This is a genomic window from Pseudomonas citri (genome assembly GCF_025336485.1).
GTDB classification, from domain to species: Bacteria; Pseudomonadota; Gammaproteobacteria; order Pseudomonadales; family Pseudomonadaceae; genus Aquipseudomonas; species Aquipseudomonas citri.
The window spans coordinates 393,600-415,876 of record NZ_JAODAB010000001.1; the positions used below are offsets into that span (position 1 = coordinate 393,600).

The following is a 22,277-nucleotide window of genomic DNA, read 5'->3' on the forward strand; positions in this document are numbered from 1 at the left end:
CAGGAGTGACGTCATGCTTGAGAAAATCGACGCAGATCAGAACTGCTACTTCACCACCGCCAACGGTACGCAACGACGCCCCGCTCGCGAGCTGACCATCATCACCGACCCGGACAAAGCCATGTCTGTCGTGGAGATCAATGGCGACCTGGTCTACATCACCGAGGCCGAAGCCGACGCCCTGACCGTGGCCGGGGCGGTCGATGGGCGCAAGCACCTCAAGGCCACCGACAGCGACTCGGTGATCTGAATCCCTTGAGGGGTTCAATGTGTGGGAGCAAAGCTTGCTCGCGACGAACGATGATGGAGTCCTTCTGATAGACCGAGGTGCTGCTATCGCGAGCAAGCTTTGCTCCCACAGCATTGCTTCCAGACTTACTTCCATGCTGCTTCCACACCATTGCTCCTATCGATCGCACTCGCCCCAAAGTGGTTGTTCGCTCGTTCACAGCTGCATCAAAGTGTCGCAGCGACTGGGCTTGATGGCATCTGATCCGGTTTTTATCGATACACCTGAGTCTGTTATGCAAGCAGTTCGATGGTCATAGTGCGCCGGCCAGATACAGGCTGATGAGCGACCGACCATGAGCGATAGAATCCCCGTCCAGTTGATCCCGACCTTCGAACCCGCGGCGCCGAAGATAAAAGCCCGAAGCACCGATAACCTGATCCACACGCGCAGTTTCACCGGGCTGTTTCGCAACTTGCGGATCAGTGGCGCGGGGGCTTTGTTCCTGCTGTTCTTCGGCACGGTGTGGTTGGACTGGGGCGGTCGCCAGGCGGTGCTCTGGGATCTTTCCGAAAGCAAGTTCCACATTTTTGGCGCGACCTTCTGGCCCCAGGATTTCATCCTGTTGTCGGCGCTGCTGATCATCGCGGCTTTCGGTTTGTTTGCGATCACCGTGTTTGCCGGCCGCGTGTGGTGCGGCTACACCTGCCCGCAAAGCTCCTGGACCTGGCTGTTCATGTGGTGCGAGAAGGTCACCGAGGGCGAACGCAACCAGCGGATCAAGCTGCAAGCGGCGCCCTGGGGGCTGAACAAACTGCTCCGTCGCGGCGCCAAGCACAGCTTGTGGCTGGCCATCAGCCTGCTGACCGGCCTGACGTTCGTGGGCTACTTCACGCCGATCCGCCCGCTGGCCGAAGCGCTGCTGACCTGGCAGATGGGCGGCGTCAGCCTGTTCTGGGTGCTGTTCTTCACTGGGGCGACCTACCTCAACGCCGGCTGGCTGCGCGAAGCGGTGTGCATGCACATGTGCCCCTATGCGCGCTTCCAGAGCGTGATGTTCGACAAGGACACGTTGACCATTTCCTATGACGCGGCCCGCGGTGAAATCCGCGGCCCACGCAAGCGCGACGTCAAGCCGGCCAACATCGGCCTGGGGGATTGCATCGACTGCCAGATGTGCGTGCAGGTCTGCCCCACCGGCATCGACATCCGCGACGGCCTGCAGATGGAGTGCATCGGCTGCGCGGCGTGCATCGATGCTTGCGACTCGATCATGGACAAGATGGGCTACGCCCGTGGACTGATCAAATACACTTCCGAACATCAGTTGCAAGGCGGCAAGACCCATTTGCTGCGCCCTCGCCTGATCGGCTACACCGCCGTGCTGCTGGTGATGATCGGCGCCCTCGTCGTGGCATTGGTGCAACGGCCCATGGTGTCGCTGGACGTGAGCAAGGACCGCGGCCTGTTCCGTGAAAACAGCGCCGGGCAGATCGAGAACATCTACAGCCTGAAAATCATCAACAAGACCCAGCAACGCCAGGACTACCAACTGTCCCTGGTGGACAGCGACGGTTTGGTCCTGCAAGGCCAGACACACCTGAGCCTGGCGGCGGGGGAAATCGTCGATGTGCCGGTGTCGGTGGCGATGCTCAGTGAGCACCCCGCCAAAGGCTCCCAGGAAATGACCTTCAAGGTGGCCGACAGCGACGAGCCCGGCATCTACAGCCTGGCCAAAAGCCGTTTCGTGGCGCCGATGAATCGCTGAAGTTTAATTTAAGATGCCGGACACCTGTGGGAGCACAGCTTGCTCCCCCAGAATTTCCAACACCCTGCGTTACCCTGAATCGTTCAAGACCGGGCCCGCCATGAAACGCTACGAAAAATTCGCCGACGACATCGCTGAACTCATCCGCTCCGGCATGCTGGGCCCGGGCCAGCGCGTGCCCTCGGTGCGCTACGCCAGCCAGACCTACGGCGTCAGCCCGTCGACGGTATTCCAGGCGTATTACCTGTTGGAACGACGCGGCATGATCCGCGCACGGCCGCGCTCCGGCTACTTCGTCAATGCCCACACGCCCAGTTCGTTTTCCGAGCCGGCGGTCAGCAGCCAGGTGCACGAATCGACCGAAGTCGACGTCAGCGAGCTGGTATTTTCGGTCATGGATTCGCTCAAGGATCCCACCACCGTCCCCTTCGGCTCGGCATTCCCCAGCCCGACGCTGTTCCCCCTGCAACGGCTGTCCCGCTCGCTGTCCAGCGCCACACGGGACATGGACCCGCGCGTGGTGGTCACGGACATGTCGCCGGGCAACCCACAGTTACGCCGGCAGATCGCCCTGCGCTATATGGTCGGCGGGCTGATGCTGCCCATGGAGGAGCTGTTGATCACCAACGGTGCCCTGGAGGCCTTGAACCTGTGCCTGCAAGCCGTGACCGAGCCGGGCGACCTGGTGGCGATCGAGGCACCGGCCTTCTATGCCAGCCTGCAAGTGCTGGAACGGCTCAAGCTCAAGGCGGTGGAGATTCCCGTCCACCCGCGTGACGGTATCGACCTGGATGTGCTGGAGCAAACACTGGAGCGCCATCCGATCAAGGCCTGCTGGTGCATGACCAGTTTCCAGAACCCCATGGGCGCGACCCTGCCCGAAGGCAGGAAACAGGCGCTGGTGGAGCTGCTGCGCCGCCATCAGGTGCCGCTGATCGAAGACGACGTGTACGCCGAGCTCTATTACGGCGTGCAAGCGCCGAAGCCGGCCAAGGCGTTCGACACCGAAGGCCTGGTGATGCACTGCGGTTCGTTCGCCAAGAGCCTGGCGCCGGGCTATCGCATTGGCTGGGTCGCCGCCGGACGATATGCGCAGAAGATCGAACGACTCAAACTGATGACCTCGCTGTGCGCCTCGATGCCCGCCCAGGCCGCGATTGCCGACTACTTGCAACACGGCGGCTACGACCGTCACCTGCGCAAGCTGCGCTACGCCCTGGAAGAACAGCAAAACGCCATGCTCGCCGCTATCGCCCGCTATTTCCCGGCCCAGACCCGCGTCAGCCAGCCAACGGGCGGCTACTTCCTGTGGCTGGAACTGCCCGAACAGATGGACTCGTTGAAACTCTTCCAGATGGCGCTGGCCCAAGGCATCAGCATCGCGCCGGGGCCGATCTTTTCACCGACCCGGCGCTTTCGCAATTGCATCCGCCTGAACTACGGCAGCCCGTGGACCGACGTATCGGAAAAGGCCATGGAGACGTTGGGGCGGATTATTCGCTCGTTTTGAACAGAGGTTGTCTGTCCTGACTCGCGATTCAGCGCCCGCCACCCAAGTCCACAAACGTCCCCGTGGCATACGAAGCCTTGTCCGACAGCAGCCAGATGATCGCTTCGGCCACCTCGTCCGGACGGCCGCCCCGGGCCATGGGGATGGCCGACTCCAGTTTGCTGACCCGGTCCGGATCGCCGCTGAGGGCGTGGAAATCAGTGTAGATATAGCCCGGGCGCACCGCGTTGACGCGGATGCCTTCGCCAGCCACCTCCTTGGACAGGCCAACGGTGAAGGTGTCCAAGGCCCCCTTCGAAGCGGCGTAGTCGACATACTCGTTTGGCGAGCCCAGGCGAGCGGCCACCGACGACACGTTGACGATGCTGCCGCCCTGCCCACCGTGCCGGGGTGACATGCGCAACACCGCGTGCTTGGAACAGAGCATCGGCCCCAGCACGTTGGTCTTCATGATCTTGAGAATGCGGAACTCGGACATCTCGTCGAGCCGGGCCTTCTGGGCGACCGTCCCGGCGTTGTTCACCAACGCCGTGACACGGCCCAGTTCGGCATCGACCCGATTGAACAGACCCAGCACTTCGTCCTCGACGCTCACGTCGGCCCGCACGGCGATCGCTTGCGCGCCTTTGGCCCGGACCCTCTGGAGGACGTCCTGGGCGGCGTTTTCATCGGCTTGATAATTGATGCAGATCCGGTAGCCCAGCTCGGCAGCCAACAGTGCGGTGGCCGCCCCGATGCCGCGACCGCCCCCCGTGATCACGATGACTTTATCCACGTTTGCTCCCCCCTTTTACCCACAGACGTTGGGCCCAAGGATAGCGTTCACGGGTGTTTTCGCACAAAGCGCTGCGCTTAACGGGCCAAAGCCCGCAGGTCCAGGCGCCCTTTCAGCAGCGGCGGACACCAGTAGTAGCCGCCAGTGATGGGCCGGCTCATGCGATACAAACCGTCGGTGATGCCGTCCTCCAGGCCACTCATGCGCCGCAGCTGCGCCTCGAAGGCGTCGAGGGAAAAACCGAACGCCAGGAACATCAGCCCGGCGCGGTCGCCTTCGATCCAGGGCATGGAGCGGCGCACCACGAACGCCTCCGGTGCGAAGCTTTCCTGGGCAGTGCGCTTGACGTGGGCCGACTCCGGCGCATCGTCGATTTCCTCGTTGTCGCTCAGGCGACGCCCCATGATGTTGTCACGCTCGTGAGGCTGCATTGCGGCAAAACCGTCCAGGTCGTGCTGCCATTGCTGGATCGCCGCGAAGCTGCCGCCCCGCAAGCCATCGGCACCCTGGGCCAGGGCTGCCGCGACAGCGGCGTCGTCGTGGGGGTTCTCCGTGCCGTCTTCGTAGCCGGTCAAGTCACGGCCGGTCATGTGCCGGAAGGTTTCGTTCATCTGCACCAGGCGCAACGCCGGGGCCAGCGCGGCTTCGATGGCGCGGCTGCGGTGCAGCAGTTCCCCGCGATCCTCACCGTGCAACCAGCACCACAGCGCGTGCTGGGTCGAAGGATTGTCCACGCCAACCCCTGCCAACGCCGGAAATGCCCGCAGCCCTTGGACCTGTGCGCCGAGCGCCTGGACCAGGGACTCGCCAAACCCGATCACCGCACGAGCGTCCAGTAGCAACGACAGCCTGTCGAGGGCAGCCGGCAGCGCGTCTACCGATGCCAGGTCAAAGAACAAGTGGCGGGCCTGAGGCGGAACAGGGGTGGTGAGAATGCCGGGCTGGTAGTAGCTCATGTGGACTCCTTTGCAAAGAGCGCCAGTTTACCCGGCGGTCGTGGGTTTGTGTGGTTTGCCACATCAACGTCACACCCGGTGACCGCCAGGGCTTTTCGTAGGAGAGCGCCTGCGTCCGGGTCGGACATGTCTGAAGCTGACCTGGACAGCCGGAGGCGCGATTGCCGACCACGCTGAAAGGCCCTAGATTGACCACCCCAGCCATGGAGACGGTCAGACATGCCTTTTGCCAAATCACTACTCGCCGGCGCTTTCTGCTTCGCCTGTGCAATCGCCCCGGTGCTTGCCCAGGATCGCCTGCAAGACACGGTCAACGGGGTTATCCAGCCCTTGATGAAGCAACAGGACATCGCGGGCATGGCCGTGGCGATTACACACAACGGTCAACACCGTTACTTCAACTACGGTGTGGCCTCCAAGGACACGAAAAACGCAGTGACCGACCAGACGCTGTTCGAAATCGGCTCGGTCAGCAAGACTTTCACCGCGACCCTCGGCGCCTATGCCCAGGCCCGGGGCAAGTTGTCCCTGGCGGACCCGGCCAGCCACTTTGCCCCCGAACTGCGCGGCAGTGCCTTTGACAGTATCAGCCTGCTCAATCTCGCCACCTACACCGGCGGCGGCCTGCCCCTGCAATTCCCCGATACGGCCGACCATCCGGAGCGGATGTTCGATTACTACCGCGCCTGGAAACCCCTCTACCCGGCCGGCACCCAGCGGCTGTATTCCAACCCCAGCATCGGCCTGTTCGGCTATCTGGCGGCCCGCAGCCTGGGGCAACCGTTCGATGAGCTGATGGAACACACATTGATGCCAGGATTGGGCCTCAAGCACAGCTATGTGCGTGTGCCCAAGGAACAACTGGGCCGGTACGCCCAAGGCTACGCGAAGGACGGCAGGCCAGTCCGGGTCGGGCCCGGTGCGCTGGATTCCGAGGCCTACGGGGTCAAGACCAGCTCATCGGACCTGATCCGGTTCGTCGACGCCAACCTGCACCCCGGGAAACTGGACGGCGACCTGCGCCAGGCCATCGCCACCACCCACACCGGTTTCTACACGGTCGGAGGGATGACCCAGGGGCTGGGCTGGGAGTTCTACCCTTACCCGGTCACCGTGGACCAGTTGCTGGCCGGCAACTCGACCCCGGTCGCCATGACGCCCAACACGGTAGCCTCCCTCGAACCACCCCGCCCTGCGCCGGCCAACGCCTGGATCAACAAGACCGGCTCCACCGGCGGCTTTGGCGCTTACGTGGCGTTCGTACCAGGGAAGGACATGGGGATCGTCATGCTTGCCAACAAGAACTACCCGATCGAAGAACGGGTGAAAGCGGCGCACCGGATCCTGGCTGCGCTGGACGACCAATAACCGCCCCCTGTGGCCATTGGCTTTCAATCATCCAATGGCTGCGGCGCAGCCGGCGGTTTGGCGGCCTTGCCAGGCTTGCCGCCCTTTGCATCCTTGGCTGGAGCAGGTTCTGGCGCAGGAGGTGGAGTGGGCGCTACCGCTTCTTTTTCGGCCGCTGGCAGTTTGTCGACAGCCTCGAAGAGGTCCTTGAGTTCGATGGCACCGGCGTGTTCAAGCTTCTTTTCCCCGTCCTTGCCCACCAGGATGAATTTGGTCTGGGCACTGGCACCCAGCTTGAGCGAACGGATCAGCGCCATGGTGCTTTGCGGATCCAGCTCCTTGCCGTCACGCTGGCCCATGGTATTGAGCACGGTGTAAAGCACCATATTGCGTTCGGAAAAACCTTGCTTGCCTGCCGGCTCGTCGAGGGCCTTCTTCAAGCTGACCCAGGCCGGGTCGACGGTGCTGGGGGCAATGACGATCAAGGGGCGGGTTTTGCCCACCTCCGCCACCAGGGGGGAGTCACCGTCGGCGGCGAACAGGGGGCCGGCCATGGCCAGCAAGGTAGCGAGGGTCAAGGACCGAATGAGCATGCGCCTCTCCTTTTGATATTCACGCTGTACTGATTGCACACGGCAGCGATTGTTCCGCGAGAGTCGCTCGATACACCTGCCTGCCCTGAAGCTTAGGCCAGCGGGTTCATTGCGCAACCGGGGAAGAGGAGGTCGTCAGGAGCATTGGGGATGTATTGGGCTCTGTACGCCTAGAACGCCAGCTTGAACCCTATCATCGCCAGCATCACCGCCAGGCACGGACGCAAGAGCTCATCGGAGATCCGCCCCGACAAATGACTGCCCAGGTAGATCCCCGGCAACGAGCCCACCAGCAGGAAGCCGAGGATATGCCAGTCCATGTTACCCATGCTGGCGTGACCCAACCCAGCCACCAACGTCAGCGGCACGGCGTGGGCGATTTCGGTGCCCACCAGACGCTTGGTGACCAGGAACGGATAGAGAATGAACAAGGCCACGGTGCCCAGGGCGCCGGCGCCAATGGACGTCAACGCGACCATGGTGCCCAATACCAGGCCCGTCACGACGGTCAAGGCGTTGAGCCGCGAGCCGGTCGGGTTGTAGTGGCCACCCGCGCGGTCATGGGCAAATTGCAGCAAGCGCTTCTTGAACAGGATCGCCAGGGCGGTGACGAACAGCACGACCCCCAAGGCCTGCTTGATCACCGCGTTCATGGCGTCGGGAGAACTGTGCAGGCTATTGAGAAACCACAGCGTCGCGCCCACCGCTGGCACGCTGCCCAATGTCAGCCAACCGGTGATGGCCCAGTCGATGTTGCGATTCCTGGCATGGACCAGCACGCCACCCGACTTGGTGATGGCCGCGTACAACAAATCCGTGCCCACGGCCGTCGCAGGGTTGATACCAAACCACAACAGGATCGGGGTCATCAGCGAACCACCGCCCACGCCGGTCATCCCGACGATAAAACCGACCACCAGACCCGCTACGATTAAACCGACACTACCGAAATCCATCAAATCCGTCTCAGCGCGCTGCTAGAAAAAATCTGGCAGCGAGCATAGCGACTTTTCTTATAACTCCCCTATATCGATGTGATCTATCTTTATTCCTTTTTCCGCCTCATTGCACCGGCAGGAAATTCAGGAACAGCAAGCTCTGGGCATAATTCAAACCGATCCGCCGGTAGCGTTCGTCCAGCATCTGCGTCAACAGGTCCAACCGCGCGACGATTTTCCCGAACTCCACGGCGAAGCTCAGATTGCTGCCCTCTTCCGAGATTTCATTGGAAAACAGCAAAGGCTTGCCGTCCTTGTCCTGTCGCTGGCTCAACAACCAAGTAGCTTTCTCGATGTTGCGCGCCGCGTTGCTGACAAAACGCGGATCGATGGCATCGGTCATGTAGAACTCGAGGCGGTTGCCATGGGCAGTGACCAGCATGCTGCCAATGGCATAGATGAACGCCCCGACCCGGTCCCCCAAAAATTGCGGACTCATGGCATAGCTCAGGGCAGCGAGATCCTTCTTGCCGCCCAAGGCCGGTAAAGGTTGCTGCTGTTCAATGGCCATGCGCACCTGCTTCTCGGCGGTACGGGCGTCGAGGAAACCGGACTTGCGCAACTCCTCGGGGTTGCGCAGGTAGAGCTTGTTCATCAGTAGATAAAGGCTTTGCAGGTTGTCGCGCATCGACAGCGTGGCCATGCGGTCGACGCTGGTCTGCAAGAACTCCTGGGGCTTGGCGTTGCGGAACTGGGTGACCATGTCCTGTCCCTGTTGGTGACTGCAACCGCTGCCCAGCAGCATCAAAACGCCCGTCAGCACCGCCAGAGAACGACGTCGCCAGATCAATACAGGTTTAAAAACATCAGCCATCGAATCTCGGTCTGGGCATGGGGAAGCGGTGGGGAGTCACCGCTTCCTGGCCATGGATAGAGCGGTAGAAACCGTAAAAGTGCGGCGCCTGACGAGAAACCTGACGTCTGGGCCAGGCTCGCCTCATCTAATTAGTATTACTTTTTAATTGATAATTCTGGATTAATGGCTATAAATCCTTTTAAAACCCTCAAATAGAAAGACTACTGAACAGAAAAACCTTTACTACTGTCCGACCAAGTAACGGACCCGACCCGCATTCAAAACAACAACAAAACCCAGGAAGGAAGGTCATACCATGCTTGAATCCAGACACCTGATCACAGCTCTCGGAGCGTCTCTGATGATCGCCACTTCGGCTTCCCAGGCGGCCGGCCTGACCAATGAACGCGCAGCGTTCGGCAAGACCAACGACGGCACGGCGGTGGAAAAATTTGTCCTGCGCAACAGCCACGGCATGGAGGCCACCGTCATCACCTACGGCGCGACCCTCCAGTCCTTGAGCGTGCCGGACAAAAACGGCAAGGCCGCCGACATCGTGCTCGGCTTCGATGATGTGCAGGGTTACCAGAAAAACGGCAGCGTGTACTTCGGCGCAACCATCGGCCGGTTCGGCAATCGCCTGGCCGACGGCGCATTCGAGCTGGACGGCAAACGCTACCAGGTGCCGCAGAACGACCACGGCAACTCGCTGCACGGCGGACCGCAAGGTTTTGACAAACGGGTCTGGAAGGCCGTGCCCCATGACGGCAAGGACTCGGTAGGCGTGACCCTCACCTACCTGTCGCCCGATGGCGAGATGGGCTTCCCCGGCACACTGAAAACCGACGTCACCTACAGCCTCAATGAACAGAACGAGTTGCGCATCGAGTACAAGGCCAGCACCGACAAACCCACGGTCTTGAACCTGACCAACCACAGTTACTTCAACCTGGCCGGTGCGGGCAACGGCGATATCCTGAAACAGGTCGCGACCTTCCACGCCGCCCACTACACCCCGGTGACCGCCAAGCTGATCCCCACCGGTGAACTGGCCCCCGTGGCCGGCACGCCGATGGACTTCACCCAACCCACCGCGATCGGCACTCACATCAAGGCGGATCATCCGCAGCTCAAGTTCGCCGAACCGAAACAGGGCGGCTTCGACTTCAACTGGGCGCTCGACGCCAAGGGCGACGTGAGCAAGCTGGCCGCCGAAGTGTACGACCCGCAGTCCGGACGGCGCTTGCAGCTCTACACCAGCGAGCCGGGCGTACAGTTCTACACCAGCAATTTCCTCGACGGCACGGTCAAGGGCAAGCACGGCAAGGTCTATCCGCATTGGGGCGCGTTCACCCTGGAAACCCAGCATTACCCCGACTCGCCCAACCAGCCAGCCTTCCCCTCGACACGGCTTGATCCAGGCCAGGCCTACACCCAGACCATGGTGTTGAAGTTCTCGGCAAAATAACCACGCCCCTGCGCAGAATCGTTGCGATGCAACTTCGCAACGATTCTCCTCGAACGACTGGTCTATCCTGCTGCCACACGTCTTGATGTTCGAAAACAGGAGACAGGCATGAAGACTTTGCAAATGGCCGATGTATCGGTACCCGTGATTGGCCAGGGCACTTGGCGCATGGGTGAGGAACGCTCCCTTCACAAGAAAGAAGTGGCGGCCCTGCGCCTCGGCATCGAATCAGGCATGACCCTGATCGACACGGCTGAAATGTACGCCGAGGGCGGTGCCGAAACCGTCGTGGGCGAAGCGATCACCGGCCTGCGCGACCAGGTGTTCCTGGTGAGCAAGGTCTATCCCCACAACGCCAGCCGCCGGGGCATCCCGCAGGCCTGCGAGCGCAGTTTGCGGCGGCTCGACACCGACTACATCGACCTTTACCTGCTGCACTGGCGCGGACAGTATCCACTCGCGGAAACCGTCGAAGCCTTCGAACGCCTGCGCGAGGAAGGCAAGATCGGTCGATGGGGGGTGTCGAACTTCGATGTGGCGGACCTTGAAGAACTGGCAGCGCCCGCCTGCGCCACCAACCAGGTGTTGTACAACCTGCAAGCACGCGGCATCGAATTCGACCTGCTGCCCTGGTGCCAGCAACGGCAGATGCCGGTCATGGCCTACTGCCCGGTCGGCCAGGGCGGGCATCTGCTCAAGGATCACACCTTGGGACAGATTGCCCAACGCCACCGCGCAACACCGGCGCAGATCGCCTTGGCCTGGCTGTTGCGCCAGGGCAATGTCATCGCGATTCCCAAGGCCGTGCAGCCTGAACACGTACGTTTGAACGCCGAGGCGGCGAACCTGAAGCTTGAGCCCCAGGACCTGGCGGCCCTCGACCTGATATTCCCCCAGCCCCAGGGCAAGCAGCAGTTGGCGATGGTCTGAAAGGTCGGGGGCAGGCCAAGCACTGACTTCTTGGGGTCAGTTCAACCTGTGGGAGCAAGGCTTGCCCACGATGCAGGCAACGCCGGTCTGCCTGGGAAACCGAGGGGGCTGTATCGCGGGCAAGCCTTGCTCCCACTATTCAGAACAACCCCATCTGCCCCCCCACCAACGTCGAGAAATCATCATCCACGAACGGCAGGATCGCATCCGCCACCGGTTGCAGTTGCTTGGTCACGTAGTGGTCGTAATCGATCGGCGCGCTGCGAGTTTCCAGTGGCTCGGGGCCGGCGACGGTGATGATGTAGCTGATCCAGCCGCCATTCTGGTACTGCCGCGCACGTCCCTGGCGCTGGTTGAACTCGTCGGCAATGCGCGCCGCCCGCACGTGGGGCGGTACGTTGCGCTCGTAGTCTTCCAGCGGACGGCGCAGGCGCTTGCGATAGACCAGCCGTTCATCGAACGCCCCGGCCAGGGTCTGGCGCACGTACTCACGCACATAATCCTGGTACGGCTGGCGATGGAAAATCCGCCCGTAGAGTTCCTGCTGGAACTGCCGGGCCAGGGGCGACCAGTCGGTGCGCACGGTTTCCAGGCCTTTGTAGACGATCTCATCGCGGCCGTCGGCACGCATCACCAGGCCGGCGTAGCGCTTTTTGCTGCCCTCCTCGGCACCGCGGATCGTTGGCATCAGAAACCGCTTGAAGTGGGTTTCGAATTGCAGCTCCAGCGCGCTTTCCAGGCCGAACTCGTCACGCACATGGTCACGCCACCATTGGTTGACGTGCGCCACCAGGTCGCGGCCAATCTTCGCTGCTTCCTCCTCGCCGTGGGCATGACGCAACCAGACGAATGTGGAATCGGTATCGCCATAGATCACCTTGTGCCCCAAGGCTTCGATCAATTGCCGGGTGTGCTGCATGATCTGGTGGCCACGCAAAGTGATGGATGACGCCAGGCGCGGGTCGAAGAACCGACAACCGCTGGAACCGAGCACACCGTAAAAGGCGTTCATGATGATCTTCAGCGCCTGGGACAGCGGTGCGTTGTGTTCCCGCTTCGCGGTTTCGCGTCCCTCGGCCACCTTCGCCACGATGGCCGGCAAGCAATGCCGTGAGCGAGAAAAGCGCGCTCCACGAAAACCTGGCACCGACTCGCGATCGTCCGGGTGACGCAAGCCCTCGATCAAGCCCACCGGGTCGATGAGAAAGGTACGGATGATCGACGGGTACAGGCTCTTGTAATCCAGCACCAGCACCGACTCGTAGAGCCCCGGCTGGGAGTCCATGACAAAACCGCCCGGGCTGGCCTCGGGCGGGCGTTCGCCAAGATTCGGCGCGACGAAGCCCTGGCGGTGCATCAGCGGCATGTACAGGTGCGTGAAGGCCGCCACCGAACCACCGCTGCGGTCCACCGGCAGACCGGTGACGCTGGCGCGTTCCAGGAGGAACTTGAGCAGTTCGGTCTTGGCGAAGATCCGCGTCACCAACTCGCAGTCCTTGAGGTTATAGCGGGCCAGGGCCGGCTTATCCTCGGCGAACATGCGGTCGATCTCGTCCATGCGCTGGTACGGGTTGTCGATGGACTTGCCCTCTCCCAGCAGTGTCTGGGCCACGTTTTCCAGGCTGAACGAGGGGAAACTCCACGTCGCCGAACGCAACGCCTCGATGCCGTCGATGATCAACCGGCCCGCAGCCGAAGCGAAGAAATGGTTATTGCGCGCGCCGTGCTCACGCCATTGCATCTCCTCCCCACCGCGCCCCAGGCGCAACGGCACGGCCAGACGTCGAGCGTGTTCGTGCAGCACACGCAGGTCGAACTGCACCAGGTTCCAGCCGATGATCCCATCGGGGTCGAAACGGGCGAGCCACTCATTGAGTCGTTTGAGCAGCACGGTGCGCGACTCGCAGTACTCCAGCTGAAAATCCACCTCGCCAGCGTCGCCGTTAGCGGGTCCGAGCATGTAGACCTGGCGCTCGCCGCAGCCTTCGAGGGCAATGGAATACAGCTCGCCCTGGGCGGTGGTCTCGATGTCCAGGGACACCAGGCGCAACGGCGGACGGTATTCGGGGGCCGGTTTCATCTGCGCGTCGACCAGCAGGCCATCCGCGGCCGGAGTCCCGCCGAACCAGACCGGCGCGGTGATGAAGCGTTCCATCAGGTAGCGTTCCGGCGGGCGTATATCGGCCTCGAACACCTGCACCCCGGCGCGGCGCAACGTGGTGTCCAGGCGCATCAATTGAGCGTGTTGCTGGCAGTACAGCCCCAGCACCGGGCGGTGTTCGAAGTCCCGCAGGTCCAGGGGGCGCAGCTCAAGGTCCTTCTCCCCTTGCAGCAAGGCTTCGAGCTGGCCACGCTGGATCTGCGGCACGAACGCCACCGAAGGCTGGAGCGGCAGGCGCACGCGTCGGGGGCCGGTGTCGGTCGCCAGCCAGAACTCGACTTCGGTGCCGGCCGGGGTATCGCGCCAATGCCGGGTCAGGACGAAGCCCTGCTGTAAATCCACCGCTGCAACCTCGAATTTTGCGTGAGGGGTGATTTTACCTGTGGTGAAGGGACTTCACCCACCTAACTGACACACCACAAGAGCGCCGGACCGGGATTGGAGCCATTTTCCCTGGCCATGACGCTTTTGGACGACTGGCTGCCGCTTTATCGCTTGCTCTGCGCCATTGGGTCTACGATTCTTGAATCACCTGCAAAAACAACCCCGAGGCTTCCCCATGAAAACCGTCGCGCAGTTGCTCCGGCTAAAAGATGCGAAAAACCAGCAAGTGCACACCATCTCACCGGACGACATGGTATTGCAGGCCCTGATGCGCATGGCTGAGAAAAACGTCGGGGCCTTGCTGGTCGTAAAGAACGATGAAGTCCTGGGGATCATCAGCGAGCGCGACTACGCGCGCAAAATGGTCTTGCACGGTCGCTCGTCGGTGGGCACGAAAGTCAGCGAGATCATGGTGTCGCCCGTGATCACAATCGATCCGCACCAGAACGTCGAGGCCTGCCTGAGCATCATGACCGAAAAGCACTTGCGGCATTTGCCCGTGGTGGAGGACGGCAGGCTGGTCGGGCTGTTGTCCATCGGTGACCTGGTCAAGGAAGCCATGGCGGAACAGGCCGACCTGATCCAGCAGTTGGAGCAATACATTCGCGGCGAGTGATCCGTTCCACAGGCCTGTCGGGTTGCTCATTCCCAACTCACTTCTATCATTGAAGAGAGTTGCCCCCGCCGAGCACCCCGATGGCCGACGCCGACCGATTGATCATCTGTGAGCATTGCGATGCGGTGTACCAGCCGGTCGAACTCCGTGCGCACGAAAAAGCCTCGTGCGTACGCTGCCACGCGATCATTCAGCGCCACAACAGCCTGGGCATCGAACAACGCCTCGCCTTGAGCGTAACGGCTGCGGTGCTGTGGGCGTTCGCCAATGTCTATCCGATCATGAGCATCCGCCTGCAGGGCCTGAGCAACAGCGCCACCCTGTGGGATTCCATCGTGGCCCTGAGCCAGGGGCCGATTACCTTTATCGCCCTGGTGGCGGCGGTCGCGATCATCGTGGCGCCGGCCTTCCAACTGGCGCTCCTGCTCTGGGTGCTGGGCTATGCCCATGGCCATCGGCGCGCGCCGGGCTTCGCCCTGTGCATGCGCAGCCTGGAAACCCTGCGGCCCTGGAGCATGCTGGAGGTCTGCCTGCTGGGAGCACTGGTGGCGGTGATCAAGTTGGCCGGGCTCCTCGATGTGCTACCGGGCATCGGCCTGTTCGCCCTGGCGGCCTTGAGCCTGCTGATCATCCGCATCGCCGGGCGCGATGTCCGTGACCTGTGGGGCCATCCGTGAACGACCTGCCCGCGCCCCCTGCGCCTGGGGCCCACGAACTGAACCTGTGCCTGTGCCACAGTTGTGGCCTGGCCTGCGACATGACCGACGAGCCCCAGACCTGTCCACGCTGCGATGCCGTCCTGCATCGACGCAAGCCCGATGCCATCTCCCGCACCTGGGCCTACATGCTGGCGGCGCTGGTGTTCTACATTCCGGCCAACTTGCTGCCGGTCATGAACACCCGGATGCTCGGCGAAGGCGCCGACAGCACCATCATCAGTGGCGTCATCGAATTCTGGCAAAGCGGCGCCTGGGACATCGCGCTGATTATCTTCATCGCCAGCATCGCGGTGCCCGGCATCAAGTTCGTGGTCCTGACCCTGCTGCTGGTGACCGTGCAGCGGCGCAGCACCTGGGCCCAGCTTCAGCGGGCGAAACTGTATCGGCTGGTGGAAGTCATCGGCTACTGGTCCATGCTCGACGTGCTGGTGGTTGCCATGGTCGCGTCGCTGGTCAAGTTCCAGGCCTTGAGCGATATCGAACCGCGCCCCGGAATCCTGTTCTTCGGCCTCGTGGTGCTGTTCACCATGCTCTCGGCCATGAGCTTCGACCCCCGGTTGATCTGGGACACCCCACCCCCCGAGGAGGCCCGGAATGAAGTCGCCAGCCACTGACGGGCCGCCCCCCGCACCAGGGCGCGCCCACGTCACCCGACGGCGCTGGACGGTGTCGCTGGTATGGATCGTGCCGATCATTGCCGTGCTGGTGGGCCTGTCGCTGGTGGTCCACAACTGGCTGCAGGAAGGCCCGACCATCACCATTACCTTCAAGACCGGCCAGGGCCTCACCGCTAACAAGACCCAGGTGAAATATCGCAACGTGGTGATTGGCCAGGTCACCGACGTGCAACTGAGCGACGACCAGAGAAACGTCATGGCCACGGTCAAGCTCGCCAAGAACGCCGACACGTTCACCCACCAGGACTCGGTGTTCTGGGTGGTGCGGCCACGCATCGGGGCCGGAGGCATCTCGGGCATCGACACCCTGCTGTCCGGGGATTTCATCGGTGCCGATGCCGGCCAATCGAAAGTCCGCGCCAAGTCCTTCACCGGCCTCGAGGCCCCGCCGCCGATCACCTATGGCGAACCGGGCAAGCGCTTCACCCTGCACGCCCAGGACCTCGGCTCGCTGGACATCGGCTCCCCGGTGTACCTGCGCAAGATCCCGGTGGGCCAGGTGGTGTCCTATGCCTTGGATGCCGATGGCAAGGGCGTCGACATCGAAGTCTTCGTCAACGCGCCCAACGACGTGTATGTCACCGAAAACACCCGGTTCTGGAATGCCAGCGGCGTGGACGTGAACGTCGGGGCCAACGGTTTTGCCGTCCAGACCGAATCGCTCTCGGCGCTGTTGCTGGGCGGGATCGCGTTTCGGGCACCGCCCTACAGCCCCAACGACACCCCGGCCAGCCAGGACAAGACGTTCGAGCTGTTTGCCGACGAGCAGAGCGCCCTCGCCCCTCCCGACGGCAAGGCGCAGTACCTGGCGCTGCGCTTCGACCAGGCGTTGCGTGGGCTACGGGTCGATGCGCCGGTGGAGTTCCTCGGCGTCGAGGTTGGCCGGGTAGTCTCCATCAACCTGGACTTCGATGAGCAGCAGCGCAGTTTCCCGGTCAACGTCGGCGTGGTGTTCTACCCCCAGCGCCTGGGCAAAGCCCACGAAAAACTGCTCAAGGCCCTCAACCACGACCCCGAGGACGACGCCGCTTCCGCCCGGCTGATCGGCAGCTTCGTCGAGCGCGGCCTGCGCGCCCAGGCCCGCAACGGCAATCTGCTGACCGGGCAGTTGTACATCTCCCTGGATTTCTACCCCAAGGCGGAGAAAGTCGCCTTCGACGCCAACGCCCGCCCCGTCCGCATCCCCACCATCCCCGGCAGTTTCCAACAGTTGCAGGAGCAGCTCCAATCGATGGTGGAACGGATCAACAAGCTGCCGTTGGAGAGCATCGCCAGCAATCTGGACGGCAACCTGGTGGAACTGCGCAAAGGCCTCGCACAATTCAACGGCAAGACCTTGCCGAGTGTGCAAAACACCATGCAGGACGTGAGCAAGACCTTACACTCGGCCAACTCGACCCTGGCCGAGGATTCGCCACAACGCGAGCAACTGACCCAGACCCTGGACGACCTAGGGCGCATGTCGCGTTCGTTGCGCGAGCTGTCCGACTACCTGGGTCGCCACCCCGAATCGCTGCTGCGCGGACGTCCCAAGGATGCGCCGGCGCAAGACCTCACATTGCCGGCCAGGCAATGAATGACCACAGGAGCATGCCCATGCCAACGACGCTGAACATTTCCCTGCTGGCCGTGACATTGCTGCTGGGTGCCTGCCGCAGCGATCCGGTTCACTACCACACTTTGAGTCCGGCTCAACCGAACGCCCCCCAAGGCATCGCGGCAGACATCCAGGTCGAACAGGTCAACGTTCCGCCCCAGGTGGATAGGCCCCAGATGGTCATTCGCCAAGGCAGCAGCGGCCTGGCGATCCTGGAAACCGAATGGTGGGGTGCCAGCCTGGCCGATGAACTGCACAGCAGCCTGGAAGAACAACTGAGCCACCCCGGCGCCACGAAGATGCTGTTGCGGGTGGACGTACAACGCTTCGATTCGATTCCCGGCCGCTATGCCCGCATGGACGTGCAATGGCGCCTGCGTAGCCTGACGAGCCCGCAAACCCGTCCCCTCACCTGCCGCAACAGCTTGCAGACACCGGCAGGTGCAGCCCTCGACGAGCTGGTAGCGGCGCATCAGGAGAATGTCCGGCAACTGGTCGGCCTGGTGGGGCAAGCGGTCTCGCACAACGCCTGCCCCTGACTCATTCCGGCCAGTGCAAGGACAACACCGGCGCAACCCGTTGATGCCGGTCGATGCGCTCCAGCAGTCCGTGGAACTCGGGGCGGGCCTCGAGCATCGCCTCCCGCGTGCCGGACCATTGGGTGATCACTACGGCCAGGATGTCCAGCGCTCCCGGCTCGGTGCCGTCCAAAAATGGCCGCGCCGGAAACTGATCGGCAAACAGCGCCCAGTTGCGATAGAGCCGTTGCCGGGTGCCCGCGATCAACTGCTGCTGGCTCGCTTCGTCGGCATCGGCCAGCCAACGCTGGGGAAAATCGATGATGCCGATAGGGGTGTAGCAATTGGCGGCGATGTAGACCAGCCCGCGCAAGGATTGGGCGCGCTGGCCAGGGTCCGTAGGCAGCAACTTCGCTTGCGGGTACGTCAGCCCCAGGTGAATCAGGATAGCCGCCACCTCGGTCAGCACCGAGCCGTCCGGCAGACGCAGGGTCGGCACCTGTTTCTGCGGGTTCAACGCTTCGAGCTCGTGGGCGGCCTCCGTGTCTTCTGTCGAATAGGCGGCGACCTGACGATACGGCACGCCACACAGGCTCAACGCGATCTCCACCGCTGCCGAGCCGGATTGCCTGTAGCCAAATAACTCGTACATGAACCTGCCTCCTACTGTGGATTATCCGGTAGAGCCTTCAAGTCCATCGGTGTTCCCTCACCCTGCCTGGCGAACGAGCCATCATCGCCATCGATGTTCACCATCACGTCAATGAAGTTCTCATGATGATTGTCCGACGCAACAATGGCGCCACACCCACCCACTGCAACACCGGAGCACACCATCATGAAACGCCAAGTCATCCTCAGCCTCGCTTTCTCGGTACTGGCCGCCAACGTATTTGCCGCCTCCTCCCAACCCGTCGTTGCCGAAGGCGGTTCTGATCGCCTGATCGAAAACCGCGTCGCCGAAGGCGGGGCCAATCGCATGCTGGAACGCCGTGTGGCCGAAGGTGGCTCCGACCGACTGATCGAAAGCCGCGTCGCCGAAGGCGGGGCCGATCGCATGCTGGAACGCCGTGTGGCCGAAGGTGGCTCCGACCGACTGATCGAAAACCACGCATGAATGGCTTGACCGCAACGCGTGAAAACATTGCCCATGACATGCAGCACACCCTGTGGCGAGGGAGCTTGCTCCCTCGCCACGGACTTATGGATTTTCTTCAGCAGGCTTTTCCCTGCCCAAAAACCTGACTAACGCTCCGCCGCCCGCACCATGCACCGCCGATAACGCTCATCCACCCGCTTGGCAAACCATGCCGTGGTCAACTGGCGCGTGATCTTCGGACTCTTGAGCACGATCCCCGGCAACAGCGCCCGCGGCAACGGTTTGCCTTCGGCCTGTTCAGCCAATTCGAACACCCGCTTGTAGAGCTTGCTGTCCTCGAACGCCAGGCTGTCACCCAGCGCCAGCTGATCGTGTATGGTCGGGTTACGCATCCCCAGGGACTTGCCCAGGGTGCGCACCGCCCGTTCAGTGCTACCCGGCAGGATGGAATCATGCAGGATCAGGTCACCGTCCAGGGCCAACGTGATACCCGAAGCCCGACTCACCGCATGCTGGAACGCGGCATTGCGACTGGCGTACCAGCCGGCATTGAAATCGGCGAAACGATACAGCGGCTCGGTGTAGCTCACCGGGTAACCCAGCAAATGGGCGATACCGAAATACATCCCGCCACGCCGACTGAACACTTCGCGACGAATCGAGCCATCCACCGTGTAGGGATAATTCCGCGCATTGGCTTGGGCGAATGCGATGCTGACCTGCATCGGCCCACCCGTGTGCACCGGATTGAAATCGCCAAACAGCGTCTTGCCCAGCGGCACCATGCCGATGAAATCATCGAAAATCCCGCTCAGCTCCTTCTCACTGCGCGCCGCGTTGAGCCGGTCGCTGTAGCTTTTACCGTTGGACGAACGCACCTGCAGTGCGCCGTCCACCAGCAACTCAGGAATATGCACCTTCGCCGCCCGGCGGTTGATCTCCTGCCGCGCAATCTTGCCCAGGCCCGGTACGGGAGGGTCAGCCTGGAACGTCGATTCCTGTTCGGTCACCGCCAGGACCGCACAGATATTCTGCGTCGTAGAGGGGATCTGCTGAGCTGCAAAGGCCACGTAGATGTCATTCGCCCAGCCCTCGCGATCCGCCGTCTTGACCGGCAATAGCTGGACGATCTGCTTCTTGACCTCGGCGGGCTGGCGCTCAGGCTCCTGCGCCTGGCGACTGCCGCAACCGGCCAAGGCCATTAACGCAGCGACGCTGATCATCCATCGGTTGAATCGCATGGTGCCTCGTCAGGTTTGTTCGGGCGGGATCAGATCCCGCTCAGCGCCAGGTCCATGGCGAAGTAGGTGAAGATCAGGTCTGCCCCTGCCCGCTTGATCGCGCCGAGGCTCTCGCGCACCACGCGGGCTTCGTCGATGGCGCCGGCCTGGGCGGCGAATTTGATCATCGCGTATTCGCCGCTGACTTGATAAGCCGACAGCGGCAGGTTCGAGGCCTGGCGAATGTCGCGGATGATGTCGAGGTAGGCGCCGGCCGGCTTGACCATCAGTGCATCGGCCCCCTCCTGCTCATCGAGCAAGGATTCGCGCAGCGCTTCGCGGCGGTTCATCGGGTTCATCTGATAGCTCTTGCGGTCGCCTTTCAGCGCGCTGCCGCCGGCCTCGCGGAACGGGCCATAGAGCGCCGAGGCGAACTTGGTGGAATAGGCCATGATGGCCGTCTGACTGAAACCGGCTTCGTCCAATGCCCTGCGAATCGCCTGGACCTGTCCGTCCATGGCCGCCGACGGCGCGATCACATCGGCCCCGGCGCGAGCCGCCGCCACGGCCTGCTTGCCCAGGTTGACCAGGGTCCGGTCGTTGTCCACCTCATGGCCGTGCAGGACGCCACAATGACCGTGGTCGGTGTACTCGCAAAAACAGGTGTCGGACATCACGATCATTTCCGGCACCGCGTCCTTGCAGATCCCGGCCATGCGTGACACCAGGCCCCGCTCGCTCCACGTGTCGCTGCCGTCGCTGTCCAAGTGATGGGACACGCCAAAGGTCATCACCGCCTTGATGCCCGCCCGAGCATAACGCTCGATCTCACCGGCCAGTTTCGACTCAGGAATGCGCACCACGCCCGGCATGCTCTTGATCGGCACGAAATCATCGATTTCTTCTTCGACGAAAATCGGCAGCACCAGGTCGTTCAAGGTGAACTCGGTTTCCTGGAACAGACTGCGCAGGCTTGCATTGCGACGCAGACGGCGTGGACGTGCTTCGGGGAACTGGCTGGACATGGGACTCCTGGGCAAAAAACGCTGTTCGATTGCAGGGGGGCAAAGCTTATGCCCTGGTCGGCCAGGGCACAAACGTCGGCTGGAAAACAGAGCGTTACCAGCGAGGCAATCATCTGCTCACACGGGCAGCAGGTCCTTGATGCAAATCACCGGTGTGGCTCACTCCGGGATCTTCAGCCCGCGTGCCACCGCGGGCCGCGCCAGGAAACGCTCCAGCACCCGCGTCACGTTGGGAAAATTGCCGATGCCTACCAAGTCGCCAGCCTCGTAGAAACCAATCAAGTTGCGCACCCACGGAAAGGTGGCGATATCGGCGATGGTGTAGCGCTCGCCCATGATCCAGTCACGCCCTTGCAGGCGATCGTCGAGCACCTTGAGCAGGCGCTTGCTTTCCTCAACGTAACGATCACGTGGCCGCTTGTCCTCGTAGTCCTTGCCGGCGAACTTGTTGAAGAAACCCAACTGCCCGAACATCGGTCCGATCCCACCCATCTGGAACATCAGCCACTGGATAGTCTCGTAGCGCGCCGCCGACTCCTGGGCCAGCAGTTGCCCGCTCTTGTCCGCCAGATAGATCAGGATCGCCCCCGACTCGAACAACGCCAACGGCTGGTCACCCGGACCATGGGGATCGAGGATCGCCGGGATCTTGTTGTTGGGGTTCAGGGAAAGAAATTCAGGCGACAGCTGGTCGTTGCTGCCGAAATCCACCTTGTGCGGCTCGTACGGCAGGCCGATCTCTTCGAGCATGATCGAGACCTTCACGCCGTTGGGAGTTGGCAACGAGTAGAGCTGAATCCACTCCGGGTACTGGGCGGGCCATTTTTTCGTGATGGGGAACGACGTCAGATCAGACATGGGGATCAGCTCGGCAATGAACGAGCCCGGAGA

General features: G+C 62.3%; 21 protein-coding genes and 1 pseudogene. 12 read left to right on the plus strand and 10 right to left on the minus strand.

Going from position 1 to position 22,277, the window contains the following annotated elements; genetic code table 11:
• Positions 1–13 precede the first annotated feature (13 nt).
• From N4Q37_RS01760 to mapR, 3 genes are all read left to right on the plus strand, one after another.
• Complete coding sequence (locus N4Q37_RS01760; protein ID WP_260954775.1) at positions 14–250, plus strand: DUF3203 family protein; 237 nt, start codon at positions 14–16, stop codon at positions 248–250.
• Positions 251–584: 334 nt separating this feature from the next.
• Complete coding sequence (ccoG, locus tag N4Q37_RS01765; protein ID WP_260954776.1) at positions 585–1,997, plus strand: cytochrome c oxidase accessory protein CcoG; 1,413 nt, start codon at positions 585–587, stop codon at positions 1,995–1,997.
• A 100-nt stretch (positions 1,998–2,097) separates the two neighbouring features.
• Entirely contained in the window at positions 2,098–3,507 is a 1,410-nt protein-coding gene (gene mapR, locus N4Q37_RS01770) for a GntR family transcriptional regulator MpaR (protein ID WP_260954778.1), read from the plus strand.
• Positions 3,508–3,535: 28 nt separating this feature from the next.
• Here the strand turns inward: mapR and N4Q37_RS01775 are convergent, their stop codons facing one another.
• Positions 3,536–4,282 (minus strand): SDR family oxidoreductase, encoded by a 747-nt coding sequence (locus N4Q37_RS01775; protein ID WP_260954779.1) that lies wholly within the window; start codon positions 4,280–4,282, stop codon positions 3,536–3,538.
• A 77-nt stretch (positions 4,283–4,359) separates the two neighbouring features.
• The gene (locus tag N4Q37_RS01780) at positions 4,360–5,238 is read right to left on the minus strand and encodes a Dyp-type peroxidase (protein ID WP_260954780.1); all 879 of its coding nucleotides are present in this window, start codon (positions 5,236–5,238) and stop codon (positions 4,360–4,362) included.
• Positions 5,239–5,457: 219 nt separating this feature from the next.
• Here N4Q37_RS01780 and ampC point away from each other — a divergent pair, with 219 nt between their 5' ends.
• Entirely contained in the window at positions 5,458–6,606 is a 1,149-nt protein-coding gene (ampC, locus tag N4Q37_RS01785; RefSeq protein WP_260954781.1) for a class C beta-lactamase, read from the plus strand.
• Positions 6,607–6,629: 23 nt separating this feature from the next.
• On the opposite strand, the gene N4Q37_RS01790 is transcribed toward ampC, so the two are convergent.
• The 3 genes from N4Q37_RS01790 to N4Q37_RS01800 form a co-directional block, all read right to left on the minus strand.
• On the minus strand, positions 6,630–7,178 hold the full coding sequence (locus tag N4Q37_RS01790) for a DUF4174 domain-containing protein (RefSeq protein ID WP_260954782.1): 549 nt from the start codon (positions 7,176–7,178) through the stop codon (positions 6,630–6,632).
• Between the two features lie 170 nt (positions 7,179–7,348).
• Positions 7,349–8,134: a sulfite exporter TauE/SafE family protein gene (locus N4Q37_RS01795; RefSeq protein ID WP_260954785.1), complete on the minus strand. Its 786-nt coding sequence runs from the start codon at positions 8,132–8,134 to the stop codon at positions 7,349–7,351.
• A gap of 106 nt (positions 8,135–8,240) precedes the next feature.
• The gene (locus N4Q37_RS01800) at positions 8,241–8,921 is read right to left on the minus strand and encodes a hypothetical protein (protein ID WP_260954940.1); all 681 of its coding nucleotides are present in this window, start codon (positions 8,919–8,921) and stop codon (positions 8,241–8,243) included.
• 367 nt (positions 8,922–9,288) lie between these two features.
• On the opposite strand from N4Q37_RS01800, the gene N4Q37_RS01805 reads away from it, so the two are divergent.
• Positions 9,289–10,440, plus strand: coding sequence for an aldose epimerase family protein (locus tag N4Q37_RS01805; RefSeq protein ID WP_260954787.1), 1,152 nt, complete (start codon positions 9,289–9,291; stop codon positions 10,438–10,440).
• A gap of 108 nt (positions 10,441–10,548) precedes the next feature.
• Positions 10,549–11,370 (plus strand): aldo/keto reductase, encoded by an 822-nt coding sequence (locus N4Q37_RS01810; RefSeq protein ID WP_260954789.1) that lies wholly within the window; start codon positions 10,549–10,551, stop codon positions 11,368–11,370.
• Between the two features lie 139 nt (positions 11,371–11,509).
• On the opposite strand, the gene N4Q37_RS01815 is transcribed toward N4Q37_RS01810, so the two are convergent.
• A complete protein-coding gene (locus N4Q37_RS01815) occupies positions 11,510–13,873 on the minus strand; it encodes a DNA polymerase II (RefSeq protein ID WP_260954790.1) in 2,364 nt (787 codons plus the stop codon).
• Positions 13,874–14,090: 217 nt separating this feature from the next.
• On the opposite strand from N4Q37_RS01815, the gene N4Q37_RS01820 reads away from it, so the two are divergent.
• From N4Q37_RS01820 to N4Q37_RS01840, 5 genes are all read left to right on the plus strand, one after another.
• On the plus strand, positions 14,091–14,531 hold the full coding sequence (locus tag N4Q37_RS01820) for a CBS domain-containing protein (protein ID WP_260954791.1): 441 nt from the start codon (positions 14,091–14,093) through the stop codon (positions 14,529–14,531).
• A gap of 80 nt (positions 14,532–14,611) precedes the next feature.
• Complete coding sequence (locus N4Q37_RS01825) at positions 14,612–15,208, plus strand: paraquat-inducible protein A (protein ID WP_260954792.1); 597 nt, start codon at positions 14,612–14,614, stop codon at positions 15,206–15,208.
• Positions 15,205–15,864 carry a paraquat-inducible protein A gene (locus tag N4Q37_RS01830; protein WP_390897879.1) on the plus strand — a complete coding sequence of 220 codons (660 nt, stop codon included), beginning with the start codon at positions 15,205–15,207 and terminating at the stop codon, positions 15,862–15,864. The genes N4Q37_RS01825 and N4Q37_RS01830 overlap by 4 nt, the downstream gene beginning before the upstream one ends.
• A complete protein-coding gene (locus N4Q37_RS01835) occupies positions 15,845–17,503 on the plus strand; it encodes a PqiB family protein (RefSeq protein WP_260954793.1) in 1,659 nt (552 codons plus the stop codon). The genes N4Q37_RS01830 and N4Q37_RS01835 overlap by 20 nt, the downstream gene beginning before the upstream one ends.
• A 20-nt stretch (positions 17,504–17,523) precedes the next feature.
• Positions 17,524–18,063, plus strand: a complete 540-nt coding sequence (locus N4Q37_RS01840) for a PqiC family protein (RefSeq protein ID WP_260954795.1) — start codon at positions 17,524–17,526, stop codon at positions 18,061–18,063.
• A gap of 1 nt (position 18,064) precedes the next feature.
• On the opposite strand, the gene N4Q37_RS01845 is transcribed toward N4Q37_RS01840, so the two are convergent.
• On the minus strand, positions 18,065–18,694 hold the full coding sequence (locus N4Q37_RS01845) for a glutathione S-transferase family protein (RefSeq protein ID WP_260954796.1): 630 nt from the start codon (positions 18,692–18,694) through the stop codon (positions 18,065–18,067).
• A 186-nt stretch (positions 18,695–18,880) separates the two neighbouring features.
• Here N4Q37_RS01845 and N4Q37_RS01850 point away from each other — a divergent pair.
• Positions 18,881–19,150, plus strand: a pseudogene (locus N4Q37_RS01850) (hypothetical protein); the annotation flags it as partial.
• A 137-nt stretch (positions 19,151–19,287) separates the two neighbouring features.
• Here N4Q37_RS01850 and N4Q37_RS01855 read toward each other — a convergent pair.
• From N4Q37_RS01855 to N4Q37_RS01865, 3 genes are all read right to left on the minus strand, one after another.
• On the minus strand, positions 19,288–20,382 hold the full coding sequence (locus tag N4Q37_RS01855) for a DUF1615 domain-containing protein (RefSeq protein ID WP_260954798.1): 1,095 nt from the start codon (positions 20,380–20,382) through the stop codon (positions 19,288–19,290).
• A gap of 29 nt (positions 20,383–20,411) precedes the next feature.
• Positions 20,412–21,386, minus strand: coding sequence for a porphobilinogen synthase (hemB, locus tag N4Q37_RS01860; protein ID WP_260954799.1), 975 nt, complete (start codon positions 21,384–21,386; stop codon positions 20,412–20,414).
• 159 nt (positions 21,387–21,545) lie between these two features.
• Positions 21,546–22,244, minus strand: coding sequence for a glutathione binding-like protein (locus tag N4Q37_RS01865; protein ID WP_260954800.1), 699 nt, complete (start codon positions 22,242–22,244; stop codon positions 21,546–21,548).
• Positions 22,245–22,277: the final 33 nt, after the last annotated feature.

Excerpts from the sequence above, each read along its gene's own strand:
- N4Q37_RS01805 (WP_260954787.1), top strand. The coding sequence starts at position 9,289 with ATGCTTGAATCCAGACACCTGATCACAGCTCTCGGAGCGTCTCTGATG.
- N4Q37_RS01835 (WP_260954793.1), top strand. The coding sequence starts at position 15,845 with ATGAAGTCGCCAGCCACTGACGGGCCGCCCCCCGCACCAGGGCGCGCC.
- N4Q37_RS01810 (WP_260954789.1), top strand. The coding sequence starts at position 10,549 with ATGAAGACTTTGCAAATGGCCGATGTATCGGTACCCGTGATTGGCCAG.
- N4Q37_RS01790 (WP_260954782.1), bottom strand. The coding sequence starts at position 7,178 with ATGCTCATTCGGTCCTTGACCCTCGCTACCTTGCTGGCCATGGCCGGC.
- N4Q37_RS01795 (WP_260954785.1), bottom strand. The coding sequence starts at position 8,134 with ATGGATTTCGGTAGTGTCGGTTTAATCGTAGCGGGTCTGGTGGTCGGT.
- N4Q37_RS01760 (WP_260954775.1), top strand. The coding sequence starts at position 14 with ATGCTTGAGAAAATCGACGCAGATCAGAACTGCTACTTCACCACCGCC.
- N4Q37_RS01865 (WP_260954800.1), bottom strand. The coding sequence starts at position 22,244 with ATGTCTGATCTGACGTCGTTCCCCATCACGAAAAAATGGCCCGCCCAG.
- N4Q37_RS01820 (WP_260954791.1), top strand. The coding sequence starts at position 14,091 with ATGAAAACCGTCGCGCAGTTGCTCCGGCTAAAAGATGCGAAAAACCAG.
- ampC (WP_260954781.1), top strand. The coding sequence starts at position 5,458 with ATGCCTTTTGCCAAATCACTACTCGCCGGCGCTTTCTGCTTCGCCTGT.
- mapR (WP_260954778.1), top strand. The coding sequence starts at position 2,098 with ATGAAACGCTACGAAAAATTCGCCGACGACATCGCTGAACTCATCCGC.
- N4Q37_RS01845 (WP_260954796.1), bottom strand. The coding sequence starts at position 18,694 with ATGTACGAGTTATTTGGCTACAGGCAATCCGGCTCGGCAGCGGTGGAG.
- N4Q37_RS01800 (WP_260954940.1), bottom strand. The coding sequence starts at position 8,921 with ATGCTGCTGGGCAGCGGTTGCAGTCACCAACAGGGACAGGACATGGTC.
- ccoG (WP_260954776.1), top strand. The coding sequence starts at position 585 with ATGAGCGATAGAATCCCCGTCCAGTTGATCCCGACCTTCGAACCCGCG.
- N4Q37_RS01780 (WP_260954780.1), bottom strand. The coding sequence starts at position 5,238 with ATGAGCTACTACCAGCCCGGCATTCTCACCACCCCTGTTCCGCCTCAG.
- hemB (WP_260954799.1), bottom strand. The coding sequence starts at position 21,386 with ATGTCCAGCCAGTTCCCCGAAGCACGTCCACGCCGTCTGCGTCGCAAT.
- N4Q37_RS01840 (WP_260954795.1), top strand. The coding sequence starts at position 17,524 with ATGCCAACGACGCTGAACATTTCCCTGCTGGCCGTGACATTGCTGCTG.
- N4Q37_RS01825 (WP_260954792.1), top strand. The coding sequence starts at position 14,612 with ATGGCCGACGCCGACCGATTGATCATCTGTGAGCATTGCGATGCGGTG.
- N4Q37_RS01855 (WP_260954798.1), bottom strand. The coding sequence starts at position 20,382 with ATGCGATTCAACCGATGGATGATCAGCGTCGCTGCGTTAATGGCCTTG.